12 protein-coding genes are annotated in these 17379 nt (G+C 52.1%); 10 read left to right on the forward strand and 2 right to left on the reverse strand.

What is annotated here, in order from left to right:
* Window positions 1-313: 313 nt before the first annotated feature.
* Window positions 314-1552, reverse strand: coding sequence for a right-handed parallel beta-helix repeat-containing protein (locus E8D52_13160; GenBank protein TKB67514.1), 1239 nt, complete (start codon window positions 1550-1552; stop codon window positions 314-316).
* Between the two features lie 671 nt (window positions 1553-2223).
* Here E8D52_13160 and E8D52_13165 point away from each other — a divergent pair.
* The 3 genes from E8D52_13165 (at window position 2224) to E8D52_13175 (ending at window position 6122) form a co-directional block, all read left to right on the forward strand.
* Entirely contained in the window at window positions 2224-3291 is a 1068-nt protein-coding gene (locus E8D52_13165) for a glycosyltransferase family 2 protein (protein ID TKB67515.1), read from the forward strand.
* 81 nt (window positions 3292-3372) lie between these two features.
* A complete protein-coding gene (locus E8D52_13170; GenBank protein ID TKB67516.1) occupies window positions 3373-4971 on the forward strand; it encodes an oxidoreductase in 1599 nt (532 codons plus the stop codon).
* A 14-nt stretch (window positions 4972-4985) separates the two neighbouring features.
* Entirely contained in the window at window positions 4986-6122 is a 1137-nt protein-coding gene (locus E8D52_13175) for a DegT/DnrJ/EryC1/StrS family aminotransferase (protein TKB67517.1), read from the forward strand.
* 153 nt (window positions 6123-6275) lie between these two features.
* On the opposite strand, the gene E8D52_13180 is transcribed toward E8D52_13175, so the two are convergent.
* A complete protein-coding gene (locus E8D52_13180) occupies window positions 6276-7856 on the reverse strand; it encodes a hypothetical protein (GenBank protein ID TKB67518.1) in 1581 nt (526 codons plus the stop codon).
* A 249-nt stretch (window positions 7857-8105) separates the two neighbouring features.
* Here E8D52_13180 and E8D52_13185 point away from each other — a divergent pair, with 249 nt between their 5' ends.
* The 7 genes from E8D52_13185 to E8D52_13215 form a co-directional block, all read left to right on the forward strand.
* Complete coding sequence (locus E8D52_13185) at window positions 8106-8432, forward strand: DUF1153 domain-containing protein (GenBank protein TKB67519.1); 327 nt, start codon at window positions 8106-8108, stop codon at window positions 8430-8432.
* Window positions 8429-9259, forward strand: a complete 831-nt coding sequence (locus E8D52_13190) for an IS3 family transposase (protein ID TKB67520.1) — start codon at window positions 8429-8431, stop codon at window positions 9257-9259. Before E8D52_13185 ends, E8D52_13190 begins: the two co-directional genes overlap by 4 nt.
* 1168 nt (window positions 9260-10427) lie before the next feature.
* A complete protein-coding gene (locus E8D52_13195; protein ID TKB67521.1) occupies window positions 10428-11585 on the forward strand; it encodes a DegT/DnrJ/EryC1/StrS family aminotransferase in 1158 nt (385 codons plus the stop codon).
* Window positions 11585-14116 (forward strand): NAD-dependent epimerase/dehydratase family protein, encoded by a 2532-nt coding sequence (locus tag E8D52_13200; protein ID TKB67522.1) that lies wholly within the window; start codon window positions 11585-11587, stop codon window positions 14114-14116. The genes E8D52_13195 and E8D52_13200 overlap by 1 nt, the downstream gene beginning before the upstream one ends.
* A gap of 89 nt (window positions 14117-14205) precedes the next feature.
* Window positions 14206-16524 (forward strand): hypothetical protein, encoded by a 2319-nt coding sequence (locus E8D52_13205; GenBank protein TKB67523.1) that lies wholly within the window; start codon window positions 14206-14208, stop codon window positions 16522-16524.
* Window positions 16525-16653: 129 nt separating this feature from the next.
* Window positions 16654-17151, forward strand: a complete 498-nt coding sequence (locus tag E8D52_13210) for a DUF4372 domain-containing protein (protein ID TKB67524.1) — start codon at window positions 16654-16656, stop codon at window positions 17149-17151.
* Window positions 17152-17379, forward strand: a 228-nt coding sequence (locus E8D52_13215) for a transposase (GenBank protein TKB67525.1), incomplete at its 3' end; no start/stop codon positions are given.

The following is a 17379-nucleotide window of genomic DNA, read 5'->3' on the forward strand; positions in this document are numbered from 1 at the left end:
AGAAAGCGCTATTCCCTAAAGGCTGCATACCCAACATTTGACATTATCTCGTTGTTCTCTCCCGTAAGGTGGATGACGCCTCGCATCGCTATCGATGTAAGGCGCTTCAGGTGCGAGGAATTGGAGTCATCTGATATAAGGCACTGAAGGAGCTGAAACAGCAGGAGAGCGGAAGGTGAGGACCGAGCTCGTCCACTACGCTTTCTTGAGGTAAGCTCGTAGGTCTATCTCAGGGACTCTTTCCAGCTAGAGATCTGAACGTGCCACGCCCAGAAGGGCGTGGCATAGCTATCGTGTTACGTTGGTTATGGCATCACTGGCCCGTCAGCCCTGTAGGAGTCGTGGGGGATGAGAGAGACTTCAGAGCAGAGTACTCATAGGCTGCAGTGTCTGGAGCTCCATCCGGGACTGAAGGCACCCCAGATGTTGTGCCACGGTTGATTGCAGCACTTCCAGATGCAAGTCGAAAGTCGTTTGCCGATGCGTTAACAATGCCTAGGCTGCTAATCTTTTCGAAATTATTCGTGAAGGTCGCTCCAGCCACACTGGATCTAGCCTTCACGTTTAGAAGAGTCGTGCTTATGTTGTGATCGATGGTCAGTTTAGAGGCCTTCAGCTGATAGAAATAGATCATCCCACTCTGGGCACCATTCGACATATTATTCTTGATGTTTGCTGTGTTGATCGTTGTAGACAATAGAATATGTCCAACTGGAGTTCCCGTAGGGCTCTTGCCGGACAGTGTATTGTGATAAATGCTTAGGTTCGTCATTGTTCCACCGTAGGCATGAATGGGGTAGCCTCGGTTCGAATCATAAATAACGTTTCGCCGTATCGTCGCATTTGAGGCATTCGAGATATAGATTCCATGGTCGTGCCTAGGCATAATTGCCACGCACCCACTTTCACCGGTTCGTCGCCTCCCAATACTATAGATGCGATTATGCTCAACCAGCACTCCAGAAACGTCCCTAATGACTACACCAGAATAGGTGGCCGTAGAATTTGTACAGGCTGCCCGGCCAATGTGATGGATGGTGTTCGATCGGATGATTGTTCCGCTCCCAGATGATGTAGTGTAAATTCCTACCCCGGCCCCTGAAACTCCACTATTGTTTCCTCCTGAAATATCAAATCCTTGGATGATGTAGTAAGGTTTCTGGACAATAAAACCATAGCCAATTCTGTTACTGGGTACGACGATCGATGCTCCCAAGGGCTTCTCACTCTTGATGGTGATAGGTTGGGAAGCCGTACCAGAAGGCGTAGTTGTCCTGTTATAAATCCACACAACAGTTCCGTCTCCGTCGGTATCCGTGTAAGAGCCAGAACGCACGATGCAGGTATCGCCGGCGCGGATAGGCGCAGCAGCGCACTTTTTAGGATTTCGCCAGGGACTGGTCGATGTACCTGGATTCGAGTCACTCCCCGTTGTCGCTACATAGTATGTGGCGCCCTGGGCCGTGACGGGTTGAAGAAAAGTGACCAAGATATATGTTCCGTACAGAATAGCTAGAATATGGTACGGCAATCTCAAAGGCTTCATTAGCATGAGTTCCTCATATGGATTAGGGGCCTTGACTGTCTCGTATGGAGATCCGTGCTTAATCGGAAAAGCATGTTCCGTGCCAACGATTCGTTCGTGCAAAATATTGAATATATTAATTGAATATTATCTTGAGATTTGCAGCCCTTAAAGGATTGTATGTTTAGACATACAGATAGAGGCTATATTCTCAAGCTCGTCATTTAGAATGAAGCACGTGACTCGTCTTGCTTCTTACTCAAGGAGCTTGGGAGATGTGTGGATGCATCGGTGGGGAAATCTATCGCGAAGGATTATGAGTTGCTAATCTGACATGAGTGAGTGCGAAACTTAGTTCACTGAAGCAATCAAGGAAAGGCTTTGTTTACTTATAGGTCTTTCCATCGGTCAAGGCACGCACTATTTAACGATCCTCTCAAGTAGTTATTGGAATTTTTTACAAGGTGAGGCCCAGCCCACCATGCTGAATGGTCACGCCCATGTGATTGCATCTGAAGGTCGATTTCAGCCCAAGGAAATGCTAGGTTTGAACTGACTCGTGTGTTATCGTAGCTTCCATTGTCTCGAAGAAGTGGGACCCTGTGCTTGTGCTGAGCATGTCTGATGTATCTGTGCACTGAGAATAAACCGATCGTGATCGTCTCACCCACCATGCTGAAAGCCTCACTGGACGTTTGATGATGCAAGAGTGGAAGCCTGCGGGACTTGAGGTTCCGATACTTTCCGTGATCGTCCCCTGTCGCAATGAAAACCGCCACATTGAAGTCAGTGTGCGATCGATCTTAAGCCAAGCGCGCCCTCCAGGGGGAATTGAAGTCATCGTTGCGGATGGCCTGTCTGACGACGGCACCCGAGAGATACTGCAGCGCCTCGCCAAGGAACATCCTGAACTGCGGGTGGTGGATAATCCCCGTCGTGTCACTCCCTGCGCGATGAATGTCGGTATTCTGGAGGCTCGTGGGCAATACATCGCCATTTTGGGGGCGCATTGCGACTATGCCGCTGATTACTTAAAGACCTGTGTTGATCTGCTCGATGAACACCCTGAGGTAGACTGTGCCGGCGGGCCGATCATCAGTGCAGGCAGGAGCCTGTTCGGTAAAGCTGTTGCTGTCGCGATGTCCCATCCTGTAGGGATTGGCAACGCTAGACATCGGCACCCTAACTTCGAAGGCTATGCTGAAGGCGCCTGCTACCCGGTATTTCGCAAAACAGTTTTTGAAACGATTGGGCTCTACGATGAACTGTTGGTGCGTAATCAGGATGATGAGCTCAATTATCGACTCACAAAGCAAGGCGGGAAGGTTTATCTTTCTCCGCGCGCCCGTTCAACGTACTTCGTAAGAGAGACGGTCTCATCGCTCTTTCGCCAGTATTTTGAGTATGGATATTGGCGGGTTGCCGTTATCAAGAAACATCGGATGCCTGCATCGTTTCGCCATCTTGTACCGCTCATCTTTCTGATCGGGCTGGTCGGTTCGCTCACACTCGCCGTGATCGTTCCGGAAGGCTGGCGACCTCTCATGTTGGCGGGGCCCTGTGTCTACGTACTCATCCTTTGCTGCGTCGGGCTTCATCTGTCTCGTCGTGCCGGTTGGAAGATCGGTTTTCTGTTTCCTGTGGCAGCCGCCACGCTGCACATTGCCTACGCGATTGGTTTTATGTGGGGCTTCCTGCAGGGTGCGCAGGCGTCCAATGTGAACCAATCGTCAACCAAAAACACGATGGGTGCCGAATCTCATTGAAGCTGGCCGACCGAGTTTTTCGAAATCCTAGACAGCGCCTGAGTGGTCTGAAACAGTTTGTTCGTTAGGAGGGAAGACGTAATGAGTACTGAATCTGATCATCGTGAACGCAGCAAGATTCAGGTGGCTGTCGTGGGAGCCGGCTATTGGGGGAAAAACCTGGTGCGGAATTTTGCCGGTCTGGGGTCACTTGCCGCCATCTGTGACAATGAGGCCGAACGGTTGGCGTCGTTTGGGACACAGCATCCAGGTGTGAAGCTGGCCCGAGCCTATTCTGAGGTGTTGCGCGACGAGACGATCCAGGCTGTGGCGATTGCCACACCGGCCGAGGGGCATGCTGATTCGGTACGAGAGGCCTTACTGGCTGGTAAAGATGTGTTCGTCGAGAAGCCGCTCTGTCTGTCAGTCCAGGAGGGGGCCGAACTGGTCGCCTTGGCCAAGAAGAATAATCGGATTCTCATGGTGGGGCATCTCCTCTGGTATCATCCGGCGGTGCTGAAACTCAAGGAACTGATCCGGACGGGTGAATTAGGCCGCATCCAATACATCTATTCAAACCGGCTGAATCTGGGTAAGATCCGTCGTGAAGAGAATATCCTTTGGAGCTTTGCGCCCCACGATATCTCCGTCATCTTGGGTCTGCTCAATGAAACTCCCGATGGAGTTCTCGCACAAGGTGGGAACTATCTCCATCAACATATCGCTGACGTGACGATCAGTCTGCTGTCGTTCCCAAGTGGAGTGAAGGCCCATATCTTCGTTTCCTGGCTACATCCCTTCAAGGAACAGAAGCTGATCGTGGTAGGCGACCGAAAGATGGCCGTGTTCGACGATCTGGAAAAAAAGGACAAGCTCTTTCTCTATCCTCATTCCATCGACTGGAAGGACAATCTTCCAATCGCAAACAAAGCGGACGCTCAGGCTGTCGAGCTGGAACAGGGAGAGCCTCTGCGAGCTGAATGCCAGCACTTCCTTGACTGTGTGGCAACGCGCACCAAGCCAAGAACGGACGGGGAGGAAGGGTTGCGGGTATTGTCTGTGCTGCAGCGATGCCAAGAGGCGCTGGAACAGAAGGCCGGTCCGCGCAGGACAACACCTGCCCCAAAGCCAGATAGACCTTACTTTGCCCATGAATCGGCCTTCGTTGATGAAGCTGTGGAAATAGGCGAGGGAACGAGTATTTGGCATACGTCGCATATCCTCAAAGGATCGCGCATCGGGATGAACTGCAAGATCGGACAGAATGTCGTCGTGGGTCCCCGTGTCACGGTGGGCAATGGAGTCAAAATTCAGAACAATGTGTCTGTGTATGAAGGTGTCACACTTGAAGACTACGTCTTCTGCGGGCCATCAATGGTTTTTACTAACGTGTTTAATCCGCGGAGCGAGATTCCGCGCATGAACGAACTACGGCAGACGCTTGTGAAGCGAGGAACCACACTGGGCGCCAATTCAACCATCCTATGCGGGATTACAATCGGGCGATATGCGTTCGTCGGCGCAGGAACGGTTGTGACCAAGGACGTGCCGGATCACGCACTCGTCGTAGGCAATCCAGGCCGGGTAACGGGTTGGATGTGTCTCTGCGGGGTAAAGCTCCGCGTCACGGGTAAGAAAGCTGCCTGTCCGACCTGTGGGCAGCAATACCGGGCCGAACGTACAGGGATGACGGTAGTTTAGAAAAGGAGATCTTCATGGGGGTTCCATTACTTGATTTGAAGGCACATCACGAGCCGCTCCACCAGGAAATCATGGCGGCGCTGGAGCAGACGTTCCGGAGTCAAGCCTTTATTCTTGGCCCGGATGTCGGTAAGTTGGAGGAACGAGTCGCTGCCTATTGCCAGACGGCGTATGCTATCGGCCTGAGCTCTGGGACCGACGCTCTGCTGGTTGCTCTCATGGCTCTCGGTATCGGCCCCGGTGATGAGGTCATTACAACGCCTTATTCGTTCTTTGCCACGGCCGGGGCGGTCGTGCGACTGGGCGCTAAACCCGTGCTGGTAGACATTGATCCCGTCACCTATAACCTCGATCCCACGAAAATTAAGTCGGCGCTGACGGCCAACAGCAAGGCGATTATTCCGGTCCATCTTTACGGACAATGCGCTGATATGGCTCCAATTATGGATGTGGCCAAGCAGCACAATCTGAGCGTCATCGAGGATGCGGCTCAAGCCATTGGTTCAGAATACGGGGACGGGCGCCGAGCCTGCAGCATTGGAACCATCGGCTGCCTGTCGTTTTTTCCGAGTAAGAATCTCGGATGTTTGGGTGATGGTGGGATGGCCGTGACCAACGATCCTGATCTTGCAGAGCGGATGCGAGTTCTACGCGTGCATGGGAGCAAGCCTAAGTACTATCACAAGCGAATTGGCGGGAATTTCAGGCTTGATACGATCCAGGCCGCGGTTCTGAACGTCAAGCTCAATTATCTCGATGGGTGGACCAAAAGACGGCAGGAGAATGCCACTCGGTACGAGACGCTGTTTAAACAGAGCGGCCTCGTGCAGAAGGGGAAGGTCAAACTGCCGGAGCCTGTCTACCGCAACGCTGGTGCGAAGCACTACCACATCTATAACCAGTTTGTGCTTAGGGTTGAGCAGCGAGATGCTCTGATGACCCATTTGAAACAGCAAGGAATCGGCGCAGAAATCTACTACCCAGTCCCATTCCATCTGCAAGAGTGTTTTCTCTCATTAGGTTACCGTGAAGGAGACTTCCCGGAATCGGAGCGTGCAGCCAAGGAAACTCTCGCGATTCCCATCTATCCCGAGCTGACGGCGCAACAACAGACCGAGGTGGTTGAGGCGATTGCTGCATTTTATAGATAGTTGCAAATAATTGCTTCCCAGACAAGGGGGAAGGTGTCGGCGGCAAGAGGTTTACACACTCGAGGAGGTGGTTCGATTTCGAGGGGAGTATGCCAGGTACGTTCTTCAATCAACTCACGGCGGTCGAGTGGTATCTTCTAGGACAGGTGACTGTTAGGAAGCGCTAAGCCCTGCTGGCGCGACTGGTCCACTCTTATCTGAATCGCCATTTCCATAGTTTCTGGGAAATGAACACCCGTTCATATTCACGTTGAGACGCGTGTGAATGTCGAACAGGGATTCCCCCTCGACACGGTTCGTCCCATCAAGATCTGCTGCGCCATGGGGAAATTCCCCGGTCCTTGGGTCCCAGAGCGGAATCGAAGTCAGTACGCCGTTGATGTATCGATAGAGGATGTTCGCGCCAATATCAGTTCCACCTGTCCCGGCGCCTTTTACCGCAGCACCAGCAGGTACCCAAACTTTACAGGTCCCTAGCCCTGGGTCAGAGGTGGAGGTATTGGTCCAGCTCGATGGAAGCGCCGGATAGAAGGCGACTCGGTTGCGAGAAGAAAGAACTTTGTTTCCGCTCCAGATGTTGAATCCCTTGATTGAAATCCCTGGGCCGTACATTCCGGCGACCAGGGCATTGGTGATCGTAATGGAGTTGTCATCCGCTGAGGTGCCCTTGGCGATATTATCGTCGGTCGTAATGCCTGCTATACCCGCTCCCTCATTCAAAATAGTCACATGATCGATGACGATGTTTACTCCGTCTGACACTCTCATGGCGGTTCCAAACGCATAGTCAAACCCAATGTAGGTGTCGCGTACTGTGATATGCTGGGGGGTGTGATTTGCATCGGCTACGTTTCTGGAATTTATATATATCCCGTTACCCCCGCCGCACTTGTAACAGATTGACCCCAGGACCTTTGATCCGCTCATAAGAGTATTGCGACCGTAGGTGGCATTCATCTCATTCAGGTACATCGCGTTCGTGGTGCCGTCTGCTATCACATTTTCCTGAGTGCAATCACGGCATGGATACATGGCGACGGCAGCATCTCCTCTGCCTAAGTTTCCCGCATTGGATGAAAATCCACCCAAGATCTTCCCACCTCGAGGGTTGCAGTAGATCCGTCTAGCCGTCACATTCGTGGATTGCCATGTCTCGACACAGTGGCGATGGAACACATACCCTTCGCTATCCTCAATCAACACATTCGATGAATTTTCAATTGCAAACATATGTGTATTGTTATAGCGGTTCGGGTTTCTACCGACGAGATTTTTGAGGGTGATGTGATCGTTGTGGTTCGTATAAAATGGGTATCCCTGTTTGACTCCGCTCACATCGGCTGATCGTGCATAGAGCCCATCCACTATAATGTAGGCGCTATCAACAATGTTGACGGCCTTGCCTGATCCGTCATCATTGATCTTGGCTTGTCGTTGATTTTCGGCGCGAATAATCAGCTCGTTTCCCGCTATGCATGCCACCTTGGTGATCGAGAGCTTTCCCGTGCTTGTGCCGTCTCCGTAGGTGCCGTTGCGTAGGATCAACGTGTCTCCGCAACTTGCGCGGGCGGGGTCGATAGCATAGGCGAAGCTGAGCCAGGGCTTCGCTTCGGTACCGGGATTGGTGTCGGATCCTGTAGGTGAAATGTAATAGGTGGCACTCTGAGCAGGGAGTGCATGTACCCACACGGTCAAGAGGACGGTCAACCACAGGACATCTCGAAGCATGATCATGACATCCTCATCTTAATCAGGGCTACATCCACAAAATCTTTTAAAGATTCGTCGAGGTTGGAGCATAATCTATGCCGCACCGATGTAGCTTCATTGAATCTCAGCAACTTCGCTATTAACCGATAACATCCTTCAGGGAGATAACTAAACAACATCAAATAGCGATATAGTGCTGCTCCTGCTATCCTGCTCCCCTTGAAATTGAGACCACCTCTACGACATGGTCCTGAGTGGACCGAGGAGGTGGAGATGGCATCAGAATCAGTAGATCCGATTGAACGATGGACGGCCAAACGGCGGATGACCTTGGTGGTCAGTATTCTCAAGGGCGAGGCCTCCGTGGCGGAAGCGGCCCGGAAGCACGGGCTGACCGTCGCTGAGGTGGAGGACTGGCGGGAGAAGTTTCTGTTGGGGGCCGAGAACGCGCTGCGGGGTCGGCCCCGGGATGAAGAGGCCCTGAAAGACGAGCAGATCAAGAAGCTCAAGCAGAAGATTGGGGACTTGGTGATCGACAACGACATTTTACGGGAGGCCTTGAAACCGTACCCTTTAGACCGGAAGACATCCGACGCGTGAGAGCCACGTTGCCGGGTGTCTCGGAACGGCGAAGTTGTCGGGTCTTGGCGGTCGGGCGCGCGAGCCTGCACCGTGCGTCCTTGGGGCCTCGCCGCTCTGTGGCCGTGGACCCGCCGTGGATCGAACCGCTCCAGCAGTTGATTCAGCAGCATCCCACCTTCGGCTATCGGCATCTCTGGGCTGTGCTGCGTGGTCAGACGCCCTGCCGCGTGAATAAAAAAGCGGTGTATCGCGTGCTGCGGCAGAAACGGTGGTTGGTGCATCAGCGGTTGTGTACCCCGCGGCCGCGAGTACAGGGCTGGGTGAGTCGCGCCAGTCGCAGTGATGAACGGTGGGCCATGGACGTGACGCATATCGCCTGTGGGCAAGACGGCTGGGCACACCTCGCCGCGGTCATTGATTGTCATGATCGGGAAATCGTGGGCTATGAATTCGCGTTACGGAGTCGGGCGAAGGAAGCTGAGCGCGCTGTCGAAGCCGCTTGCCTGCAGCGCTTCGGGACACTCAGGCCTACGAACGCGCCGGTCTTACGCAGCGATAACGGGCTGATTTTCCAGAGTCGTCGGTTTCGCCAGGCTTGTCGAGACTATCGGCTGCAGCAGGAGTTCATTACGCCCTATACGCCGGAACAAAATGGGATGATTGAGCGGTTCTTTCGGAGTCTGAAAGAAGAGTGCGTCTGGCAGCACACGTTCCAGACGTTTGAGGAGGCGCGGCGGATCATTCGGGACTGGGTTCACTGGTACAACGAAAGCCGGCCCCATAGCGCCCTGGGGTATCGGAGCCCGACCCAATACCGGGCGCAACAGTCAACTCAGGTGGCTTGATTTTAGGGGAGCACTACACTGCCACAATAAGCGAATGAACAGAAAAGTGCATTGAAGTTCTTATGTGTCCCTGAATTCAAGTCATTGAGATTGACATTTTCTTTCCTCCGACACCGGCGGGTTCATCAAGTTCATATGGACTTCCCCTTCGATGTAGGGCTACAAGTTCTGGCTGTGGAGCTGGTGCGTGGATATCTATGTGGCCTCGTGGGGAACCTGTGTTTGGAGAGCACGAATGCTCACCAGGGCCGGGCCCTCGTCAGCAACGCGGTCTCAAAGGGCCAGTCCTGCTGGCAGGGTATCCGACGCCGGTCTGACCGGTCATGCCATCAACTCCTGAGCCCTACACTCAGTCGTGCCGTAGCACACTCGTGCTTCCGCCCTGGCCCAGGGGCTCCCTCCGGCGTGAAATTAGGGACAGCCAGTGGCCCGCTATACCCCTAGGATGCGAGCTGGCTCGGTTACCAGGGTGACCACCGTTCCCGCAGTTTTGCCCGGACATAGGCGGCTAACCGTGCGTGCCTCAGTCGTCACGCTCGTAGCGTCTACTGGCGCCCCCGCTGCACATCGACTGGGTACCTAAGTTGGCATAGCCGTCGTCCGGATCGGTGTTACGTCGAACTTCGCGACTGACGGTGCTCGGATCTCGTCCGTTCGCTGGGCAACCTCAAAGGCGTTAGCAGTAGGCGAAGGAGTCCAGCCAGCGGTGTTCTTGCATCACTCAGAGGCTCAACTGTACTGCACGGAGTATGACTTTCCTCGCTCGCTGTAGCCTTATGGGACCGACTTTATGAGTATCCCTCATAGCTCCCCCACAACCTCGATATCCATGATGGTCATAGAGGTCAGAATGGTTCCCCCTCAACCTGTCGGGAGGGGTTTAAGCGGGGTTGGAGTAATTAATCGCTCCATCGGTAGTTTGGTAATATTGTGCCTGTCTGATCGGGGTGATATTTTCCGGTGGAAATTATAAAAGTCTAATTCAATATTCTCTAATAGCCTTGAGCTTTCTAATGTTGTAGAATTGATACTCGTTTGATTCTTTGGACATTTTCTTGGATGGATACAGCTTCATGGCCCCTCCAATGGTGGGTTGTGCTTTTCTGGAATTATGGGAAAGTAGGGCTCTGAGGCGGGCATGTTCGTTAGCTGAAGAGGAGATCTGTGGATGAAAGAATTCTTGCCTTTTCATAGATCTGATGTTGGCGAAGAAGAAGTATCAGAAGTGGTGGATGTGCTTCGCTCCGGGTGGTTGACGACGGGTCCCAAGGTGCGGGAATTTGAGCGGGAATTTGCTGCAATGGTCGGAGCCGAGCATGCTGTTGCAGTTAATTCCTGTACGGCCGCCCTCCATCTTGCCCTTGAAGCAGCTGGTGTGAGCGAGGGAGATGAAGTACTGGTCCCGACGATGACCTTTGCCGCAACGGCTGAGGTGGTGACCTACTTCAAAGCACGACCAGTTCTGATTGATTGCCTGCCGGACACGCTGAATCTAAACACGGATCTTATCCAACAGGCCATCACAGATAAAACGAAAGCGATCATCCCCGTCCATTTTGCTGGACATCCGTGCGACCTGAAACCCATTCACACGATCGCACAGGCTCATAATTTACACGTGATCGAAGATGCTGCCCATGCTTTGCCGACACGATATCATGGTAAAATGATCGGGGGAATCTCCGATGCTACGTGTTTTTCGTTCTACGCAACGAAGAATATTACCACCGGCGAAGGCGGAATGGTTACTACTAATAACGCCGAGTGGGCTACTCGCATGCGGATGATGAGTTTGCACGGTCTCAGTCGGGATGCGTGGAATCGCTACTCTGCGCAAGGTTCGTGGTATTACGAAATACTCTCGCCTGGTTTTAAGTACAATCTGACTGATATTGCCGCGGCGCTTGGTTTGGCCCAACTGAAGAAGTGTGAACGTTTTTGGAAAGGGCGTGAGCATTATGCCGCTCTCTATCAGGAAGGTTTCCAAGATCTTCCCGAGATTACGTGTCCTCCAACCACTCCTGATGTACAGCACGCATGGCATTTGTATGTCATCCAATTGAATGTGGATTGTTTGCAGATCAGTCGCGATGAATTTATCCGTCAACTGCAGCAAGCCGGTATAGGCTGCAGCGTGCATTTTATTCCCCTCCATTTGCATCCCTATCATCGGGATAGGGGGGGCTATCGACCAGAAGATTTCCCTGTTGCTAGTGCGGCGTTCCAACGAATCGTTTCATTGCCGCTGTACTCTAAGATGACGGAAGAAGAGGTCAATCGAGTGATTGAGACTGTTCATGATCTTGTTAAAAGGAATCGACGGTGATGAAGCGCACGTTTGATATCTGCATGGCCACCCTAGGGCTGGTTCTGACAGCGCCGCTGCTGGCAATCATCTCCGTGTTGATCAAGCTGGACTCTCAGGGCCCGGTGATCTTTCGTCAAGTTCGCGTAGGGCAGGGATTTCGTCCGTTTGCGATACTGAAATTCAGGACCATGGCGGTGGATGCTTCTGGTACCGGCTTGCCTCTCACCATTGGCCAAGATTCTCGCATAACGAGAATCGGTCGAATTTTACGGAAATGCAAGCTGGATGAATTGCCCCAGCTGTGGAATGTTCTCATCGGTGACATGAGCTTTGTCGGCCCAAGACCGGAAGTCCCGCGTTATGTTGAGCGCCTGCGATCTGAGTTTTCCGAGGTGCTCACGGTTCGCCCAGGGATTACAGACTTAGCCTCGTTGAGGTACATCGATGAGGCGTCGATCCTCGCGTATTCCTCGAATCCAGAAGAAGAGTATCAGCTCAAAGTTCTTCCAGAAAAGATCCGGTTGGCAAAATTCTATATCCGCCATATGTCTTTGCAGCTCGATGTCGCCATTGTCATGCAAACGTTGCTGCATATTGCTAGGATTCCAGTAGTAGTCTTCACACTTCCTGCGCTAAAAGCCGTTGTTGATCCTCCCTCGGCCTCTGCTTGGACGAGCCTGTCGTCCTTTCTTGTGAGGTGGCGGAAGCCAATTATTGTAGTTCTTGATGTGCTCTTGATAATCCTGGCAAACTATTTTGCATTTGCTCTGAGATATGATGGTAGCATCCCCGAGGGGGAGCTTCACACCTTCGAACAAACAGTACTCGCGTTGGTTGCCATTAGAGGAGTGGCGTTTGCCTTGTTTGGCCTGAACGAAGGTTTGTGGAGGTATACGAGTATTTGGGATCTTCAGAACATTATTGGGGGAGTCTTAATAAGTACGGTTGTATTTTATGGTTGGGTTCATGGGGTGATGGGGATCTCTAGTTACCCGCGCTCTATATTCGCCATAGATGTGATCCTGCTCATTGGGTTTCTTGCCGGGGTGAGATTGCCCGCCAGAGTCCTTCGTGATAAGCCAATTTTTCAGAAAAAACGGAAGGTTCTGATCATCGGTGCCGGAGATTCAGGAGAACGAGTCGTGCGGGAGATGAAAACTCGTACGGAATTTAACTGTCAGCCGATCGGAATTGTTGATGATAACGTGGGGCTTCTTAATCAACGCATCCATGGTGTCAGAGTATTGGGTACAGTGCAGGATCTTCCTAAACTTGTAGAAGGGCTCAAGCCAGAGGTGGTTGTGGTTGCGGAACCAAATGTGGCTCCTGAGTTCCTTCGAGACCTCGTTATCAAATTGGAGCCGTATAATATTTCGATCAAGACACTGCCCGCCAAAGAGGAGCTTCTTGCAGATCAAAGTGCTGTCAGTCAGATACGTAATGTTTCGATCCCAGACCTTCTGTCACGGGCACCCATTAGTCTGGACAATGAAGCTACGAGACAGATGGTTAGAGGCAAATGCGTCTTGATTACCGGTGCCGGCGGATCGATTGGTTCGGAATTGGCTCGTCAAATTACCCTCTTCGAGCCGAAAGTACTCTTGCTCTATGAACGTCATGAGAACAGTTTGTACAATATTCATAAGGAATTAGATGATAAGAGACTTCCGTTTTCTGTTGTTCCGCTGATCGGCGATGTGACCGATGCCCAGCGACTCTGTACCGTGCTGGAACAGTATAAACCACAGATCTTGTTCCATGCGGCAGCGCACAAGCATGTGCCTCTTGTGGAGATGAATCCCCTGGAGGCTGTGAAGAACAACTGCATCGGTACACGCGTCACCGCTGAAGCTGCGAGCCTCTACGGGGTCGAAAAGTTCGTGCATATTTCGACCGATAAAGCGGTCAATCCATCGAGCGTAATGGGAGCTACTAAACGAGTAGCTGAACTTATTATCCAGGACATTGCGAGGAGTAGTCGGACCCGCTTCCTTCTTGTACGATTTGGCAATGTTCTTGGCAGTAGTGGCAGTGTGTTGTTGCGCTTTCAGGAGCAAATCAGGGCTGGTGGACCCGTCACTGTTACACACCCGGAGATCCGACGATACTTCATGCTGATCCCCGAAGCGGTTCAATTGGTGCTCCAGGCGGCAACTATTGGCGAACAAGGCCACATATATATTTTGGACATGGGGGAGCAAATCAAAGTTCTTGATATTGCTCGGAGTCTCATTCGACTGTCCGGGCTCAATCCGGGGAAGGATATTCCAATTCGATTCGTCGGACTACGTCCTGGGGAAAAGCTGTATGAGGAATTAGTCGGTGAAGGAGAGGTTGCGGTGCGATCTTCCTTGGATAAGATCTTGCAGATTCGGACGATAAGCCATCTTGACTTCGAAGAGTTTCGTGAAAAGCTGTCTGGATTAGAGGCGGCAAGCTATGGCGATGAAGTCGGCGTGTTGCTTGAACGGCTTAAGGAGATCGTTCCGATGTTCCAAACCTGCGTTTCGGATCCGGAGTCTTCGACGGTCCCGGCTAGTTCCCTGTAAGCCTAGATCTGTGTTGGCGATCCTGCTGGTGCGCCTTTTCTATATCTAAGTCTCGGTATGCAGTAGTGTGAGCAGTTCGGAGGGTGCGTATGCAATATCCTGAGTCAACAGCCTCTGTAGAACAAACAGGAATGACCACAGTTCACGAGTATATCCGCATCGCATTGCGCAACAAATGGGTCATCGCAGGCGCGATAGCCATGTCTTTGACATTGGCCTGGGGGTACTACCTGCTTGCGACGAAGTATTTTCAGTCACAGACGATGATTGTGGCGGAACAACACGGGTCGATTGACAACCTTATCGATAAAGACGGAGACGCAGGAGGCAGTTTTGAACAGCGTCTTTTCCTTATCCAGCGGCAAATCATCAATAGAGATTTCTTGCAGGGAATTGCAAAAGAATTTAGCCTGTTCCCAAGTGAACTCAATGAGACACAACAGCGTGGAGCGCTCATCGAATTAATGAATAGTACGAGGGTTGAGCGGGTCAAGATGGATCCAGCGGTGGCCCTCTCTCCGCAGAGTTTAGTTGAAGGCTTTATGGTGTCTTTCCTGCATGAGAATCCGACAACCGCCATGCAGGTGACAGCTCGAATCGCCGACAAATTCATTGAGGAGAACAACAGGGAGCGTGAGAAGAAGGTTGAGGGCACGGGCGAATTTCTTGAAGAAGAACTGCGATTGATGAAACGTGAGCTAGAGAAGAGAGAAGAAAATATCAGTAGCTTTAAGAAATCTCACCTGGGCAATCTTCCCCAGCAGGCAGATACCAACCTTCGGGCCTTGGATCGAGTAGAGGCAGAGATCTTTACTACTAGTGAGAGTCTTCAACGTCAATCTGACAAACTTGGCACACTGAATCAAGAAGTTCATCTGTACCGTACGACTGGACAGTCGGGATTTAGAAGTGGGACGACTCGCTTGATGGAACCCGATCCACTGTTTCGGCATCTCAAGGAACTCCGAGAAAAACTAGTTAAACTCAGAGCTGAATTTTGGGATGGATATCCGGAGATCATCCTAACGAAGGAAGAAATTCGGCAAACCGAAGAGGAGTTAAACAATGTGTATGGTCCGGATGCGCTCCGGGCAGACAAAACGACGCCGCTGGACCCGGTCCTTCAGGATTTGTTGAAGCAGCAAAGCGAAGCACGAACCGAGATCGCTCTTCTCCGACAACGACTTGACCAACTACGCACTACCAAGAGAGATCTTGAAAGGCGTCTCGATAGGTCGCCTGCTGTTGAACAGGAGTTGCTCGTTCTCGAACGTGACTACGGCAATCTGAAGAACAATTACGCGATGTTGCTTGACAAGCGATTGCATACGCGGGTCGAAGAAAACATCGGAAAACGGCAGAAGGGTGGAAAGTACCGTATACTAGACCGTGCCAATTTTCCAACAGATCCAGCCATTCCAAACAAGGCAAGGGTTTTGGTGTTAGGATTCCTGTTTGGATGTGTTGTGGGAGCAGGGCTGTCGATCCTACGTGAACACCTCACCCCTCAGTTCCGAAGCGCAGAAGATGTAGAATTTCTGCTCGCAGGTCCTCGATTGTTGGCCGCCATTCCTGATTTTTCATTTCTGTGGCGTACGGCCAGTGCTCCAGGGTATTTTCAGGCTTCTGCTCCGCCAAGGACTTTGTCAGGGATGACGGTGAGATCGCAGTCAGAGATCGTACCGAGCAGACAACCGATAGCCGAGCGGTCGGGTTTGCATGAGATCGACCGGAGATTTGTTGCGAAGATGTTTCCTCGTTCCATGGCTGCTGAGCAGTATCGTGTGGCTGCGGCAAGATTGCAGTTGCTCAATATGACCGGAGCGCCGATGGTTGTTGCTGTAACGAGTGCGATTAAGGGCGAAGGGAAAACAACGACTGTCATTAACCTTGGCTATACACTGTCGCGAGATTTTGGTCGGCGTGTACTCGTATTGGATTGTGACTTTGTATATCCCGAATTAAGGGCTTTCCTTGAATCACCGTTACGATATGGGCTTATTGATTGTCTAAGAAGTGACATTCCTGTTCAGCAAGCTATGAGTGCGTTCACCGATGTTCCATGTTGGATTATGCCGGCCGGCGAATCTGTAGTTGACTCGAACGACCTATTAAGAGCCGGTCAACTCAGTCGTGTCTTGTCACAGTTGCGAGGGGAGTTTGACTATATTCTCATAAATGCCCCACCAATTCTCCCAGTAGCCACGATGAATGTGCTAGAAAGTCATTGCGATTTTCTCCTTCTTGTCGTAAGAGCCAACCTGACGTCCAAACAAGCCGTCAAACAGGCTATTGGTTCGCTGCGTGCAGACAGACCCATCCATGTGATTCTCAATGGTGTGGCATCAAATTCTCTCCCGAGCTATATGTTGGATTACGCCGTCAGTGAGGGTCGCGTAGCAGTCTAACTTGTGATTCCCCATAGCATGATACGGGGAGTTCCATTCTCTCTACTCAACTTGGATAATGATCTAAGGTCAGTCTTGTCCAAAACAGCTTTGGACGTTGGGTCATCCAACAGTATAGGGTGCCGGTGAATCGCCAAACCCACCGCCCCCAACCGAAGGAGACCCAACGTGAACGCATCATGCAGCAGGTTTAGTCAGATCCTCAAGCTCATCCCGCGCACCGACTTCGAGCGCATCGTCACAGCCACGGGTGCCGAATATCGCAGTAAGGGTTTGTCGAGCTGGAGCCAGTTTGTGGGCATGCTGTTCTGTCAGTTGGGCCGCGCACATTCGCTGCGGGAGATCGAAGGCGGGCTGAAGAGCTGCGAAGGCAAGCTGGCCCACCTGGGCATCGACGTCCCGGTCCGTTCCTCGCTGTCCTATGCGAACAGCCACAGGCCGTGGCAGTTGTTCGAGCAGGTCTTCTACGGACTGTTCGAGACGGTTGCCGCCAAGGCGCAGGGCACACACAAGTTCCGCTTCAAGAACAAGCTGGTCAGCCTCGATTCGACCGTGATCGATCTGTGCCTGTCGCTGTACGACTGGGCAAAGTTTCGCCGGACCAAGGGTGCGGTCAAGCTCCATTGAGTGCTCGACCACGACGGCTATCTGCCCTGTTTCGGCCTCATTACCGATGGGAAGGTCCATGATGTCAGCGCGGCCCATCAGATGAACTTCGCCTCTGGCACGATCGTGGTGGATGATCGGGGCTACAACGACTATCGCTTGTTCGCCAAATGGACCGACGCTCAGGTGTTCTTCGTCACGCGCATGAAGGGCAATGCCCGATTCGAGATTGTCGAGGAACACGCGGTG

This window comes from Nitrospira sp. (genome assembly GCA_005116745.1).
Taxonomy (GTDB): Bacteria; Nitrospirota; Nitrospiria; order Nitrospirales; family Nitrospiraceae; genus Nitrospira_D.